General features: G+C 54.6%; 10 protein-coding genes. 5 read left to right on the top strand and 5 right to left on the bottom strand.

Annotated features, from left to right (window positions below; all coding sequences use genetic code 11):
* Positions 1–68 precede the first annotated feature (68 nt).
* The 4 genes from VV869_RS01990 to VV869_RS02005 form a co-directional block, all read right to left on the bottom strand.
* Positions 69–746 (bottom strand): ABC transporter permease, encoded by a 678-nt coding sequence (locus VV869_RS01990; protein WP_337733336.1) that lies wholly within the window; start codon positions 744–746, stop codon positions 69–71.
* Between the two features lie 4 nt (positions 747–750).
* Positions 751–1,491: an ABC transporter permease gene (locus VV869_RS01995; protein WP_337733337.1), complete on the bottom strand. Its 741-nt coding sequence runs from the start codon at positions 1,489–1,491 to the stop codon at positions 751–753.
* Between the two features lie 92 nt (positions 1,492–1,583).
* The gene (locus VV869_RS02000; RefSeq protein WP_337733338.1) at positions 1,584–2,360 is read right to left on the bottom strand and encodes an ABC transporter substrate-binding protein; all 777 of its coding nucleotides are present in this window, start codon (positions 2,358–2,360) and stop codon (positions 1,584–1,586) included.
* Between the two features lie 80 nt (positions 2,361–2,440).
* Positions 2,441–3,211, bottom strand: a complete 771-nt coding sequence (locus VV869_RS02005; protein ID WP_337733339.1) for an ABC transporter ATP-binding protein — start codon at positions 3,209–3,211, stop codon at positions 2,441–2,443.
* A gap of 313 nt (positions 3,212–3,524) precedes the next feature.
* Here VV869_RS02005 and VV869_RS02010 point away from each other — a divergent pair, with 313 nt between their 5' ends.
* The 5 genes from VV869_RS02010 (at position 3,525) to pflB (ending at position 13,801) form a co-directional block, all read left to right on the top strand.
* Positions 3,525–5,240 carry an ABC transporter substrate-binding protein gene (locus VV869_RS02010; protein ID WP_337733340.1) on the top strand — a complete coding sequence of 572 codons (1,716 nt, stop codon included), beginning with the start codon at positions 3,525–3,527 and terminating at the stop codon, positions 5,238–5,240.
* Between the two features lie 247 nt (positions 5,241–5,487).
* Positions 5,488–7,443: a methyl-accepting chemotaxis protein gene (locus VV869_RS02015; protein WP_337733341.1), complete on the top strand. Its 1,956-nt coding sequence runs from the start codon at positions 5,488–5,490 to the stop codon at positions 7,441–7,443.
* Positions 7,444–7,579: 136 nt separating this feature from the next.
* Positions 7,580–9,337, top strand: a complete 1,758-nt coding sequence (ycaO, locus tag VV869_RS02020; protein ID WP_337733342.1) for a 30S ribosomal protein S12 methylthiotransferase accessory factor YcaO — start codon at positions 7,580–7,582, stop codon at positions 9,335–9,337.
* A gap of 460 nt (positions 9,338–9,797) precedes the next feature.
* Entirely contained in the window at positions 9,798–11,312 is a 1,515-nt protein-coding gene (locus tag VV869_RS02025; protein WP_337733343.1) for a DUF3360 family protein, read from the top strand.
* A 212-nt stretch (positions 11,313–11,524) separates the two neighbouring features.
* Positions 11,525–13,801, top strand: a complete 2,277-nt coding sequence (pflB, locus tag VV869_RS02030; protein WP_337733344.1) for a formate C-acetyltransferase — start codon at positions 11,525–11,527, stop codon at positions 13,799–13,801.
* Between the two features lie 113 nt (positions 13,802–13,914).
* Here the strand turns inward: pflB and VV869_RS02035 are convergent, their stop codons facing one another.
* On the bottom strand, positions 13,915–15,534 hold the full coding sequence (locus VV869_RS02035) for a methyl-accepting chemotaxis protein (RefSeq protein ID WP_337733345.1): 1,620 nt from the start codon (positions 15,532–15,534) through the stop codon (positions 13,915–13,917).
* Between the last annotated feature and the right edge of the window lie 70 nt (positions 15,535–15,604).

Here is a 15,604-nt window from a genome sequence, read left to right on the forward strand (position 1 = left end):
GGTGCATCTGATGCACCGGCGTTTTTTATGCCTGTGTTTTCCAGCCAGCCAATTAACCGATTAGTCGATTAGCTCAAAGGACGCAAGTGCCGCAGCCAATGGCCTTCCAGCTTGCGGAATCCCCAGATAATCGTAAACGTCAGTGCCATATAACACATCCCGGCAAACAGGAATGACTCGAACGGCGCATAGTAACGGGAGTTCACGATCCGGGCGGCACCGGTCAGGTCAACAATGGTGACAATCCCGGCCACGGCCGAGCCGTGCACCATGAAGATCACCTCGTTACTGTAAGCAGGTAACGCACGACGCATCGCGCTGGGTAAAATCACCCGGCGAAACGCCTGCCAGTGACTCATGCCGTACGCTTTCGCTGCCTCAATTTCCCCTTTCGGCATACTGTTGATTGAGCCGCGAATAATCTCCGCGGTGTAGGCCGAAGTATTCAGCACAAACGCCACCAGCGCGCAGAACCAGGCTTCTTGCCACAAGGTCCCCTGCACCGCAATCAACTGACTGAGACCATAGTAGATCAAGTAGAGCTGGATCAGCAGCGGCGTACCGCGAAAGAAGTAAATGAACGCCCAAGCCGGTCCGGACACCACAGGCAGCTTGCTGTTTCTCGCCACCCCGATCGGGATCGCAATCACCAGACCAATCACCAGGGCAACAGACACCATCCATACCGTGGTATAGAACCCCTCTAAGTACAGCGGCCAGCTGTCAGTCAGAATACTAAAGTCCATTCCCTTACCTCGTATGAATACTGAACTTGCGCTCGACCCATTTCAACACGCTGGTCGAACATGAGGTAAACACCAGAAAAATCACCGCCACGGACATATAAAATGTAAACGGCATCTGGGTGGTCCCTGCGGCCAGGGCGCCTTTGCGCACCATGTCGTCAAGGCCGATGATCGAAACCAGCGCGGTCGTTTTCAGCAACACCAGCCAATTGTTGCCAAAGCCTGGCAGGGCGTGGCGGATCATTTGCGGCAGCAAAATACGTCGGAAAGACAGAAAACCACTCATCCCGTACGCCTTCCCGGCTTCCAGCTCGCCCTTGTCGACAGCCAGAATCGCCCCGCGAAAGGTCTCTGCCATATAGGCCCCAAAAATAAAGCCGATGGTCAGGATACCGGCCACAAACGGGCTGATTTCCACATAATCCGGCAGATACTCGGCCCATTCATGGTTGGGATCAGAAGAAGAAAAGAAGTTGTTTAGCCACTCATTGATGCCGTACAGGCTGTCGTTCAGCAACATCTGTCCTCCGAAGAAGATCAGCATCATCAAGACCAAATCCGGGATCCCACGGATCACCGTGGTATATAAGGTAGCGATTGCACGCGCCCAGCGGTAAGGGGACAGTTTTGCCAGGGCACCCAGCATCCCCAGAATCATGGCCAGTGCCAGTGACAGCAAGGCGACCTGCAGGGTGATCCATGCCCCCTCGGCCAATGACCATTCATATCCTTTTAAGTCCAACAAAAGGTTGCTCCTTCATACTGCAAAGGGAAGCGAGCCGGTTGGCTCAAACCGGGGCCGAGCGCGTCGGCCCCCGCTGTGTTTCATGAAAGGTATTACTCGCCGTACACGTCGTAGGCAAAGTACTTGGCTGCAATTTTCTGATACTCGCCTTTTTCGCGCAGCGATTGGATGGCAGCGTCCAGTTTCTGGGTCAGGTCTCTGTCCTGCTTGCGCACGGCAATCCCGAACCCTTCACCGAACCACTCCGGATCGGTCAGTGACGGGCCAATGAACTCATACCCTTCACCGCCCGCTTTATTGAGCAGACCTTCCTGCAACGCCGAGGCATCACCCAGCACGGTGGCAATTCGGCCGGCTTTCAGATCCAGGTAGGCATCATCGAACGAACCGTAACGTACGATCGATACAGAATCACCGTAGTTGTCGGTCAGATATTTATCATGGGTGGTTGCTCGCTGAACCCCGACTTTGACCCCTTTCAGGCCGGCTTTGGTAAAGTCGAGCTCGGTGCCTTTCTTGGCCACGAACTTATTCGGGATTAGGGCGTATTTGCCGGTGAAGTCGACCTTTTTCTTGCGCTCTTCGGTGATCGACATCGCAGCGATGATGGCATCATATTTACGCGCCAGCAGAGACGGAATAATGCCGTCCCAGTCCTGGGCAACAATTTTACATTTCGCCTGCAATTCCTGGCACAGGGCATTCGCCATATCGACATCAAAGCCTTTCAGCTCACCATTCGGCTCGGTCCAGCTGAACGGAGGGTAAGCCCCTTCGATCCCGAAGCGGATCACGTTCCATTCTTTTGCCTGAACTGAGGTCGCACCGAGTGCAGACACGACGGCCGCAGCCAAAATCCATTTTTTCATCTTCTACTCCTGTTGTGTTTGCATCTGCCCGGCAATATCCCCAAACATTGCCGGGCAATCATTCCTGTCGATCTTAAAGTTTAGTAAATCGAGGAAATAAATTGTTGTAGTCGTTCTGATTCCGGATTGGTAAATAACTTGCTCGGGCAGCCCTGCTCTTCAACCAGCCCCTGATGCAGGAACATCACCTGGTTCGAAACATCACGGGCAAATGCCATTTCATGCGTCACCACCAGCATGGTGCGCCCTTCCTGAGCCAGATCCTGCATCACGCCGAGGACTTCCCCGACCAGCTCCGGATCCAGCGCCGAGGTCGGCTCATCAAACAGCATCACTTCCGGGTCAACGGCCAGCGCCCGAGCAATGGCCGCACGCTGCTGCTGACCGCCGGACAAGTGACCCGGATAATAATTCCGGCGCTCATACAAGCCGACTTTCTGCAGTAAGGCTTCGGCCTTCTCAATCGCTTCGGCTCTCGGCACCCCCAGCACGTGGATTGGCGCTTCAATCACGTTCCCCAGTACCGTCATATGGGACCAGAGGTTAAACCCCTGAAAAACCATCGCCAGCCGGGAGCGAATCCGTTGCACCTGTTTTTCATCCACCGGCAGATATTCCCCGCGGCGGTTATGTTTCATTTTAATCAACTCGCCATTGACCCAAATTTCGCCCTGGGTCGGCGTTTCCAGCAAATTGATACAACGCAGAAACGTACTCTTTCCTGAACCGGAAGAGCCAATAATCGAGATGACATCACCGCGATGGGCCGTCAGCGAAATTCCTTTCAGGACTTCGTTCTGACCAAAAGACTTATGCAGATCCTTTACATCCAGCGCCACTACTTCAGCCATGCGCGCTAACTCCTGTTGCTCCATGAATCGGGACGTTTGCTCGGTGCACTTCCTGTTGATGCCTGATATATGCCATTCTGGCACGAAATCTCAGGTCTAGAAGTTTTGTCTGTTTTCCGAGCACTTCATCGAAAGTATCACCACAAACATCGATTGGCAACATTTTATTAACTTTTTACTCTAAAGAATCAACAGTTAAATTCCGTGCATATTTAAGCATTTGATGCCGAATTACATCATTTGATCCGCGAAGTAACTTGCGGTAGGTTAAGGCGATAAAAGTTCTGCAGTATGAGCATTAGCGAACCGGCATATGTCTAGAGCCTATTTTCACTTTCTTTCTCCTCAGCGGATGCCATGGCTACTGATTGCTGTGACTCTGCTTTCCGGCACGGTTTATGCCAGGGAGCCTGCTGCGCAAAAACCAACGATTCTGACCCTGGTTCCGGAATATATTGAGCATGTAACTGCAAATTTTAATCCCTTTTCCCATGCGGTCATGCCGACGGCCCATGAATTTATTTTTGAACCCCTGATCATTTTCAATTCTTTCCAGAACAACAAGCCTGTATACCGCCTGGCGACCGGCTATCAGCTCGATGAAGATCTCAAAGGGATCACATTTACCCTGCGCCAGGGAGTCACCTGGTCAGATGGAAAACCATTCACTGCGGCCGATGTGGTATATTCCTTTTTATTAGCACAAAAAAAGCCAAACCTTGACTCACATGGCATTCGTCCCTGGATCCAGAGCGTCCGCCAAATCGGCAACAACCAGGTCTACATCAAGCTCACGCAGCCCAACGCCCTGATCGCCTATACCCTGGTGTTACAGCCCATTGTTCCGAAGCATCAATGGGAAAAAGTAGACGACCCGCTGACATTTACCAACCCCGAGCCCATCGGCACCGGTCCGTTTACCCAAATCGAGCAGCTGAATGCCGACGGTTATCTGCAGTGCCGCAATCCCCGGTACTGGCAAGCCGAGCAATTGCAGATCGACTGTCTCCATTATCCCAAGGTGACCAACAATGATGATTTCATTGCCCGGATCGCCCAGGGCGAATTTGACTGGGCCGGCTCTTTTATTCCGGATATCGAGCGCCACTATGCCTCATACTCCCCGGATTATAATTACTGGCAACCGCCGGCCAGCACCATCAGCCTGCTGTTCAACTTCAAGACCGCGCAGCCGCAACTGCGGGCGCTGTTCCAACAACGCGCCTTTCGCCGGGCCATTTCCATGGCCGTCCAGCGCCAACTGCTGATTGACATTGCGGCGTTCGGGCAAGGGGTGCCTTCCGAGTTTGCTTCCGGCATGAGCCAGCGCTTTGAGCGCTGGGCGGATCCGATCACCACCGAGAAATACCGTCCTTATATTACCTATAACCCGGATCTGGCACGGGAGCGGCTGGACACTCTCGGCGTGCTTGACCGCGATCAGGACGGCTGGCGGGAACTCCCTTCCGGTCAGCCACTGCTCCTGACGATCATGACGCCGAAAGGCTGGTCTGATTTCAACACCACCGCCCAGCTGCTCTCCGAAATGCTGGCGGATATCGGCCTTCGGACACAAACCCTGCAAGTTGAGTTTGATCAGTTCGTCGAGCAAATGACGCACGCCGACTACACGCTGGCGCTGACCAACTACCCGGAAGGACTCACTCCGTTCAACTATTTTAAGCTCGGGTTTGACAGCACCTACCAGGCCCCGCAATACCCGCGCTATGCGATGCATTTTTATCGCGACCCGCAGATTGACGCGCTCCTGGCCCGGTTTCCGATCGCCGCGACCGCCCACCAGCGGCTGTCGATTATCCGCGAACTCGACAGCCTGGTCGCCAGCCAGCAGATCACCGTACCGCTTTATAACAGCGTCCAGTTTTACCAGTACAACACCCAGCGCTTCACCGGCTGGTTCCATCAAGACAACCCGGTCGCCAACCCGGTGGTGTGGCCACAAAATCCGGAGCGGTTACTCCATGTGTTGGCGTTGCGCCCCAAAACTGAGACCGCCTTGCCGGAATAAGGGAGCCCGGTCGACGCTGATCCTTGCGCCGGGTTATCAATCCTGCGCGTTGCATTCACACCAGTTATCTGGGCCTCCCGCCCGATAAAATTACCCGGCATCATTTCATTCTCGTTCAGTTTCGGTCGCTATCTTGTTCAAGACGTTCCCCAAATAATGCCGCTGATTTTCCGCCGGACCTTTCCTCCTTGCGTCAGGCTCCATCGCGCTCCCGACCCATAACTGAGCTAACATCGACCGAAAAACTATGTTTAAAACAATCCGAAACCTGCCCTTGCAAATCTTGCTGTCGCTCTCGTCAGCCTTTGCAGTGATCTGCTTTATTATTACGATCCTCATCAGCTATAACCTGATTTCCGAGGCCGAAACCAATACCGAGGAAGTCAGTGATCTGATTGAACTCAATACGGTATTAAAAGAGTTTCAGGATTTACTCGATGTCAGCCGGATGGAATCCATCCACGCACAGGGGTTTTACAAGCGCCTGGATACCATGGCTCAGGTCAACCATGAAAACCTGGCCCAGATGCAACGCAGCTTTGCTTCGCTGACCGACCATGACAACCAAGCGGTCACCCGCGAGGTCCGCGGCGATCTGGAAACCTTTATCCAGAACTTCCGGCGTTTTAGTGAGGCTTCTGAGCAGTTTCGCAGCCAGCGTCAGGAAATCGATCGCCTGTATCACGAAATGAGCTGGATCACGACGGATCTGAAAAATGCCGATATTCAGATCACCCGTCAGCGCGACACCGAGGATATCGCCCGCTGGAATAAGCAAATCACGGAAATGGCCGATACCACCGGCCTGATGCTGTATTACCTGGCCGTTGGCGTGAAAGGCCAGAACCAGGAGCAAACCCAGCAAGCCCTGGAGCTCACACGTTCCCTGCAACAGCAACTGCGCCCGTTTGCCGCCTGGGCGGAAAACGCCGCCCTGAGCCAAAATCTGCAGGAATGGCAACACCATCTCGAGAGCATTATCTCGCTGCAGCAAAACAAAGCCCGGACCGTCAGTACCATTACCTCACTCGGCCAGCAAAATACCGACATCGTGACCCGGCTGGCCGGGGTCTCCAACCAGCGCACGGAAGCTCTGTCTGACGAAACAACCACGCTGCTCCAGTCCATTACCCGCAGCCAGTTGATCGCAACCATTGTGGCGACCCTGCTGTCGCTCACGATTAGCCTGCTGTTGTCCAATGCCATCAGCGGCATGATGAAGCGCCTGTACCGCAGCGTGAAAAGCCTGGCCGAAGGCAACCTAGAAGCCTATTCCGGGATCACCGGCAAGAACGATCTGGGCCTGCTAGGGGCCAGCCTGGATGAAGCCATTACCCAACTAAGTCATACCATCCGTGCCTTGCGGGGCGTGGGGAATGAGGTTGCCGCCTCTTCAACTGAGCTGGCAGCCGTCATTACCCAAAGTGAGGTCAATGGCCACGAACAACAGCAGCAGATTGAACGGATCACCGCCGCCGTTGCCGAACTGGCAGCTACCGCCAACCAGGTTGACGGGTATGCCAAAACTGCCGATGACAGTGCCCAGCAGGCGCTGGCCATGGGGGCGGAAAGTACCGCCATTGCTCACCACGCCCGTCAGTTGACCGAGGAGCTGGCCCGGCAACTCAGCGACACCGCCGGCCAGGTTCGCGATCTCAACGAGCAAAGCATGAGTATCAGTGAAGTGGTCACGGTGATCGATACCATTTCAGAGCAGACCAACCTGCTGGCCCTCAACGCCGCGATTGAAGCCGCCCGCGCCGGCGAAAGTGGCCGCGGATTTGCCGTGGTGGCTGATGAGGTGCGGGTGCTGGCAGCCAAAACCCAGCAGTCGACGCAACAAATCCAGGGGATCATCGATCTGTTGCAGCAAAAATCCGCCGCCGTGGTGGAAGCGGTCAATAACAGCCTGAACAAAGTCAGCAGCAACAGCCAGATTGCCGAGCAGACCAGCAGCCAGATGGATTCGATCACCCAGGCCCTGGAGCAGATCAGCCAGGTAAACGGTGACGTGACGGCCTCGGTCGAGGAGCAGAACCGGGTGGTCAACGACATCACCGAAAGTATCAATCATATCAACGATATTATCAGCCAGAATGTCGCCGGGATCAGCCAGAGTGCCGATGCCAGCAATCACCTGTCGCAACTGGCCGAGGAGCAGAAAAACCGCCTCGATACGTTCCGGGTTGCAGCACAGCACTAAAACGCACGTCGCACGTTGCGCCTCCCCTCCTGAACGGCGGTGACCCTCGAGTTGCCGCCGTCCATTTCTGCACTTGGGTTCAGCGGGCAGAATTCGGTATACTGCGCGCCACTCAACACAGCTGACGAGATCGAACATGCAAACATTTATTCCTGGAAAAGACGCCGCGCTGGAAGAATCCATTGAGCGCTTCCAGTCCAAACTCCAAGCACTGGGATTCAACATTGAAGAAGCCTCCTGGCTGAACCCAGTGCCAAATGTCTGGTCGGTGCATATCCGGGATGTCGATGCCCCGATGAACTTCACCAACGGCAAGGGCGCCACTAAGAAAGCGGCCCTGGCATCTGCGCTGGGAGAGTACTTCGAGCGTCTGGCGACCAACTACTTCTACGCCGATTACTACCTGGGTCAGGAAGTCGCCGACAGCGCGTTCGTGCATTACCCGAACGAAAAGTGGTTCCCAATCGATCTGGAAGAAAACCTGCCGCCGGAAGCCATCCTGGATGAGCGTCTGACCCAGTTCTACGATCCGACCCTGGAGCTGCTGGGCACCGATTTGATCGATCTGCAATCGAGCAACCTGGCACGCGGGATCTGTGCACTGCCGTTTGAGCGCCAGAGCGATCAGGAAACCGTCTATATTCCGATGAACATCATCGGCAACCTGTACGTTTCCAACGGCATGTCTGCGGGCAACACCAAGACCGAAGCCCGCACCCAGGGGCTGTCCGAAGTGTTCGAGCGCAAGATCAAAAACCGTATCATCGCCGAGCACATCAGCCTGCCGGAAATTCCGGCCAGCGTGATCGAGCGTTTCCCGGGGATCAAAGCCTCCATTGATGCGCTGGAAGCCGAAGGGTTCCCGATCTACTGCTACGATGCCTCGCTGGGCGGCAAGTACCCGGTGATTTGCGTGGTGCTGTTCAACCCGAGCAACAGCACCTGCTTTGCCTCGTTCGGCGCCCACCCGCGCTTTGAAGTCGCCTTTGAACGGACGGTGACCGAACTGCTGCAAGGCCGTGGCCTCAAAGATCTCGATGTGTTCCCGGAGCCGTCTTTCGACCGCGATGAAGTGAGCGATCACCACAACCTGGAAACCCATTTCATTGACTCTTCGGGCCTCATCGCCTGGGATCTGTTCCAGGCCGATGCCGACTTTGATTTTGTCGACTGGAATTTCAGCGGCACCTCAGAAGAAGAGTTCAACCACCTGCTGGCGATTTTGCATGCCGAAGGAACCGATGCGTACATCGCCGACTACGATCACCTGGGTGTCGACTGCTGCCGGATCATCGTCCCGGGCTGGTCTGAGATCTATCCGGTTGAAGAGCTGATTGAAGCCAACAACAATGTGGCCCTGGAGCTGCGCGAAACCCTGCTGGCCCTGCCGCAGGTCGAGTGGGAAGCCGAGCAGTATGCTGAGCTGTTCCACATCCTTGAAGAAGAGGGTTTTGATGATTTCAACCGCCTGTACGAGATCGTCGGCCTGGTCCCACAAGCCGGGGATGCCTGGCAGACCCTGCGGATCGGCGAGCTGAAATGTCTGCTGGCATTGGCCGGCGGCGATCTGGAGCTGGCACTGGAGCACGCGAGCTGGTGTGTTGATTACAACGTGTCGACCTACAGCGCTGAGCGCGCCCGCTTCTTCCGCTGCCTGGTTGCCAGCCTCAAGCTGGCCCTGGACGATGACCGTGATCCAGCCCAGTACAAAGCAGCCTTCGAGCGGATGTTTGGGGCCGACACCGTCGCGGCGGCCTGGGGCTCTATTGAGGGCACCGTCCGTTTCCACGGCCTGACTGCTGGCGATCTGACCATGGGTCAATTCCCGGCCCACCAGAAACTCCTGGCGTCTTACCACAAACTCCAGGCGGCAAAACAGGCTGCTGCGAAGTAATTTTCTTACAAAAAGGTCAACCTGCCATCTTGATGCCAACCCTTCCGGGTTGGCTTTTTTTTATGTCAGTTCTTGTACCGCCACGCTGCTTTATGAATAAAAGCTTAACAATCATAGTCTTACACGAGAAAAATGAGCCGCAAAATAAAATCCTTTAAAAACAAATAAATAATAAATTTATCCGCCCTGAATCCTGACTCACATTTCTGCATTTCTTATCGGCACTTTTTCATATCTCGCAGCATTTCGTCATATTCCTCAATTTTTTTTGAATACCTTCCTCGTTTTTTTGAAAGCGACTGATCGAGATCAATTTCCGTCATGAACCCGGACGGTACACTCCAGTTTAAAATTTAGTGAAAGATAATTACAAAGAAGAAAGCCCCCGGAATAACATCACCGGACGAGGCCATCAAGCCACTAAATACAAGAATTATTTTTACATGTAGACGAGGCACATATGTCATCTGAAGAAAGAAGTTACCAGGAGCTCCATCGCCCTGCCTCTGACTTCTCTAGTCGTTCAGACTATCTGGATCATGAGCTGAAAATCATGAAACCGCGTCGGTTTGCACTGAACCTGCCCGGCCGTGATTTTCGCTTTGAACTAGAAGATCTGGTTCCGGCCCTAGCCGGTACCATCGGCATCATCGCAATGTACTCTGCGGTCATGATGTCATGGGCGGATGGTTTGACCCAGGCGTGGGACCACGTCAACCTGGGCAAAGAATTTGCCATTGAAGTCGCTCGGGTGGAAATGCTGCTGCCGGCGTTGCTGTTCTGTGTGCTGGCCTCCGGGTTTATTAACCCGCGCGCCAACCTGGCCGGGAACCACGGCCCGATGATCCCGCTGATTGGATCCATTGCCCTGGCCGGTGCTCACCCACTGGCGCTGGCGATTCTCCTGGGGGTCTTCGGCCTGCTGCTCAGCTACTTCAAGGGCGGCTCCAAACTGGTCAACCTGACTTCGGAAGGCACCGCCGGCGGCCTGCTGATTTTCCTGGGCTTCACCGGCACCATGAGCCAGATCGGCTCCATCCAGACCTGGGCCACCGGCCTGCAGTCTGCGGATGTGGCCGCAGGCAGCATGGGGTATGTCGGCCTGATTGTTCTGGCCGTGAACATTGTGCTGTACGCCTACCTGGCACGCATTAACAAACGCTGGCTGGCGATCCCGGCTTGTGCCGTTACCGGTCTGCTGGTCGCGCTGGTCCTGGGTGCCGGATTCGACCTGAAATTTGAAACCGAGATGGGCCTGCCGAACCTGAACCCTGTGTACTGGTGGGGCAGCACTGAAGAAGGCTGGATGCTGGGCCTGCCGACTATTGAGCATTTTATAGCCTCACTACCGTTTGCTATCCTAGCGGTTGCTATGTGGTCGCCGGACTTCCTGGGTCACCGGATCTTCCAGGAGCTGAACTATCCGAAGGGCACCGACAAAGTGCTGATGGATGTCGATGACACCATGACCATGTGTTCGATTCGCCAGATGGTTGGGACAAGCCTGGGCGGCGGTAACATCACGTCTTCCTGGGGGACCTACATGATCCCGGCCGCAATTGCCAAACGTCCGATTCCGGCGGGTGCGATTCTTCTGGGCTGTCTGGTGATGTTCATTGCCATCCTGGGATTCCCGATGGATGTTGCGGTATGGCCACCTGTGATGCGCGTCGCACTATTGGTTGGTGTTTTCCTGCCGCTGCTGGAAGCGGGTGTACAAATGGTGAAAGAAACCAAAGACTCTCAGTCTGCCGGGATTTGTATCTTTGCTTCAGCGGTCGTCAACCCGGTTCTTGCCTGGGCACTGACCATGCTGCTGGATAACAACGGCCTGATTGGTGACAAAGCACGGGCAGCGAAACTGTCATTCACGGATAAAGTCGTGATTCCGGGCGGGGTCCTGATCATCTGCCTGATTGCCATGCTGGCAGTCGGTATGCTGGAAAGCCAATACGGCATCCCGGCACTCCTGTAACGGTAACGAAAACGAGATGGGCAGTGCCTGGCACTGCCCGCTATAAAAAACCGGGTATTAGTACTAATACGAATAATCGTGTCACGAAATCGCCGCATGAACTGGTTCGATTATCCGTATTATTGTTAATAAAGTGTACTGTTCGCCACTCGGCGTTCGCTCAACAGCGCTCACGCAGTACGTGTTTTTTCTACTAATAAGGTAGGTATGTCATGGCAGAGCAATTTGCTAAAGCTTGGGAAGGTTTCACAGCTGGTGATTGGCAGAACGAAGTCAACGTACGTGACTTCATTCAGAAGAACTACACCCCTTATGAAGGCGATGAGTCTTTCCTGGTTTCTGAAGGTACTGAGGCGACAAAAGCGCTTTGGGCACAAGTAATGGAAGGCATCAAGCAGGAAAACGCGACGCACGCACCTGTTGATTTCGATACTTCTGTTATCTCTACCATCACTGCGCATGATGCGGGTTACATCAACAAAGATCTGGAGACCATTGTGGGTCTGCAGACCGAAGCGCCACTGAAGCGTGCGATCATCCCGAACGGTGGTATCCGCATGGTTGAGGGTTCGTGCCAGGTTTACGGCCGCGAACTGGATCCAGCCGTGAAGAAAATCTACACCGAATACCGTAAAACCCATAACCAGGGCGTGTTCGATATCTACACCCCGGACATCATGAAGTGCCGTAAATCCGGCGTGCTGACCGGTCTGCCGGATGCCTACGGCCGTGGCCGTATCATCGGTGACTACCGTCGTGTGGCCCTGTACGGGATCGACTTCCTGATGAAGGACAAATTCGCGCAATTCTCTTCTCTGCAAGAGAAATTCGAGAACGGCGAAGATCTTCAGATGACGATGCAGCTGCGCGAAGAAATCGCTGAGCAGCACCGTGCGCTGGGCCAGATCAAAGAGATGGCTGCGAAATACGGTTTCGATATTTCTCGTCCGGCCGAAACAGCGCAAGAAGCAATTCAGTGGACCTACTTCGGCTACCTGGCTGCGGTGAAATCTCAGAACGGCGCTGCCATGTCTCTGGGCCGTACGTCAACGTTTCTGGATGTGTACATCCAGCGTGATATCGAAGCCGGCAAGCTGACCGAAGAGCAGGCTCAGGAAATGATCGACCACTTCGTCATGAAGCTGCGTATGGTTCGCTTCCTGCGTACTCCTGAGTACGATGAGCTGTTCTCCGGTGACCCAATCTGGGCAACAGAATCTATGGGTGGTATGAGCCTGGACGGCCGTACACTGGTCACTCGCACTAACTTCCGCTTCCTGAACAGCCTGTACACCATGGGTCCATCGCCAGAGCCGAACATCACCGTGCTGTGGTCTGAGCAACTGCCTGAAGGCTTCAAGAAGTTCTGTGCCAAAGTCTCGATTGATACCTCTTCAATCCAGTACGAAAACGACGATCTGATGCGTCCGGACATGAACTCTGATGACTACGCGATCGCTTGTTGTGTCTCGCCAATGGTGGTCGGCAAACAAATGCAGTTCTTCGGCGCGCGTGCGAACCTGGCGAAAACCATGCTGTACACAATCAACGGCGGTGTAGATGAGAAGCTGAAGATCCAGGTGGGTCCGGTCATGGACAAAGTGACGGATGAAGTGCTGAACTACGACGACCTGATGGCGCGTATGGATCACTTCATGGACTGGCTGGCGAAGCAGTACATCACCGCACTGAACAGCATCCACTTCATGCACGACAAGTACAGCTACGAAGCTTCGCTGATGGCCCTGCACGACCGTGACGTAGTGCGCACCATGGCCTGCGGTATCGCCGGCCTGTCGGTTGCCGCGGATTCCCTGTCTGCGATTAAGTACGCGACCGTGAAGCCTATTCGTGACGAAGACGGCATCGCGATCGATTTCGAAATCGAAGGCGATTATCCGAAATTCGGGAATAACGACCCACGTGTAGATGACATCGCCTGTGAACTTGTCACGACCTTCATGAACAAGCTCCGCAAGCTGAAAACTTACCGTGACGCGATCCCAACGCAGTCTATCCTGACCATCACGTCCAACGTGGTTTACGGGAAGAAAACCGGGACCACACCAGATGGTCGTAAAGCAGGCGCACCGTTTGCACCGGGTGCAAACCCAATGCACGGCCGTGACGAGAAAGGGGCTGTCGCTTCTCTGACTTCAGTGGGTAAACTGCCGTTTGCCGATGCAAAAGACGGGATCTCTTACACCTTCTCTATCGTACCGAACGCACTGGGTAAAGATGTAGAGACTCAGAAAGCGAACCTGGCGGGCCTGATGGACGGTTACTTCCACCACGAGTCCGGCATTGAAGGCGGTCAGCACCTGAACGTGAACGTTCTGAACCGTGAAACGCTGGAAGATGCCGTGAAGCACCCAGAGAAATACCCGCAGCTGACCATCCGTGTTTCCGGTTACGCCGTGCGCTTTAACTCTCTGACTGCCGAGCAGCAGAAAGACGTCATCGCCCGGACGTTTACTGAGTCGCTGTAAGCCTCAGGAAAACACTGGCCGCATACCCGCGGCCAGACCCAAGCAATGAGAAAAACCAAAAGCCGGTCTGACGACCGGCTTTTCTTTTATGAGGTTTAAGCTCTGGAATCGTATTAAACCTTGAAGTGCTGCAACTGGTGCGCCAGCTCTTCTGAGGCTTCAGCCAGACTCTGGCTCTGGTCGGCCAGATGCTGCGCGGCAGCATTGACTTCATTCGCCGAGAGGTGAATGCTGCTGACGTTGCGGTTGATATCTTCCGAAACCGTGCCCTGCTGATCGGCCGCGGCCGCAATCTGTGCCACCCGATCATTGGACTGGTACAGCTCTTCCACCATATTCTGCAACTGCAACTGGGTATCCTGGGCATTCTGCACACTGTTACGACTGCTTTCATGGCTGGCTTTCATGGCGGCCGCCGTCTCGAACGCGCCGCGGGTCAGTGCATCCACTGTGGTTTGGATCTCTTCCGTCGATGCCTGAGTACGCTGCGCCAGGCTGCGGACCTCATCGGCGACCACGGCAAACCCACGCCCCTGCTCGCCGGCCCGGGCCGCTTCAATCGCGGCGTTCAGTGCCAGCAGGTTGGTCTGCTCGGAAATACCCCGGATCACATCCGCCATCTCGCTGATCTGAGTCACCCCTTGCTTCAGCGCTTCCACACGCTGATCCGCCTCGGCGATCTGCTCAGCGACCTGACGGATATGACGAGTCGTCTCTTCCAGCTTATCATTGCTGACCGTGGCTTTATCCGAAATGCCATTGGTCATCAGGGCGGTCTTGTCGGCATTATCCGCCACATCCGCCACCGTTGCCGTCATCTCATTCATCGCCGTCGCCAGCTGCTCCAGCTGCACATGCTGCGACTGGATACTGTGCGCACTTTCTTCGCTGGCAGAAGCAATGGTACTGGCCATTTGCGACGAATGCATCGCCGATTCATGGGCAACTTTCAGAGCCTGGCGAATACTACCAATGGCGGTATCCATCCGCCGCGCCAGTTTACCGATTTCATCTTTACGCACTTCGTCACAGCGTATGCGCAAGTCCCCCCCGGCAATGGCATCAAACTTCACCACCAGATCCTCAAGCGGATCGGAAATGTTCTTACTGATCACGTAGCCGACCGCCATCAAAATCCCCATCGCGATCAGGGCAATCATGCCGGATTTCAGGGCCGTTGCCTTGAAATCATCCTCAATATCCTTCACATGCACGCCAGTTCCGACAATCCAGTTCCAGTTCTGAAAACGCTGCACATATGAAATTTTCGGCTCAATCTCCCCTTTGGGAGAACGCCAGCTGTAGTCCAGATAGCCTGCGCCGCTCTGAGCTGAGACCGTCACCATCTCCTGCCAATGCCGTTTGCCGCTGGCGTCGGTGATCCCACGCGCCGAAGTTCCGTTCATCTCCGGTTTCAGGGGATGGTTCACGATCGCCATCTCCGGCGTCATGATCCAAAAATAGTTGGTGCTGTCATAACGCACGGCATCAATCATCTCGATGGCCAGTTGCTGCGCCCGTTCCCGACCAAGCGTGCCCTGCTGCGACGCATAGTAGTCCAGAATATCGACAGCCAGCTCTACCTGACTTTTTAGGGACGCCTTCCGTTCAAGATAAGCCACCTTCTTCTGCTCCAGCACGTCGTAAATACTGACGCTGACGAGCAAGACAATGGCGCTGACCACCAGCGCGATCAGTTTATTCTTGACGGTCAAATTACTAAGACTGAACATACATCTCCTTATTGTTATCGCTTTTATTGTCTGTCCAGAAACGGCTAGACAGGTACAGCCAATCCTGTTT

The organism is Photobacterium sp. MCCC 1A19761 (assembly GCF_037389125.1).
Taxonomy (GTDB): domain Bacteria; phylum Pseudomonadota; class Gammaproteobacteria; order Enterobacterales; family Vibrionaceae; genus Photobacterium.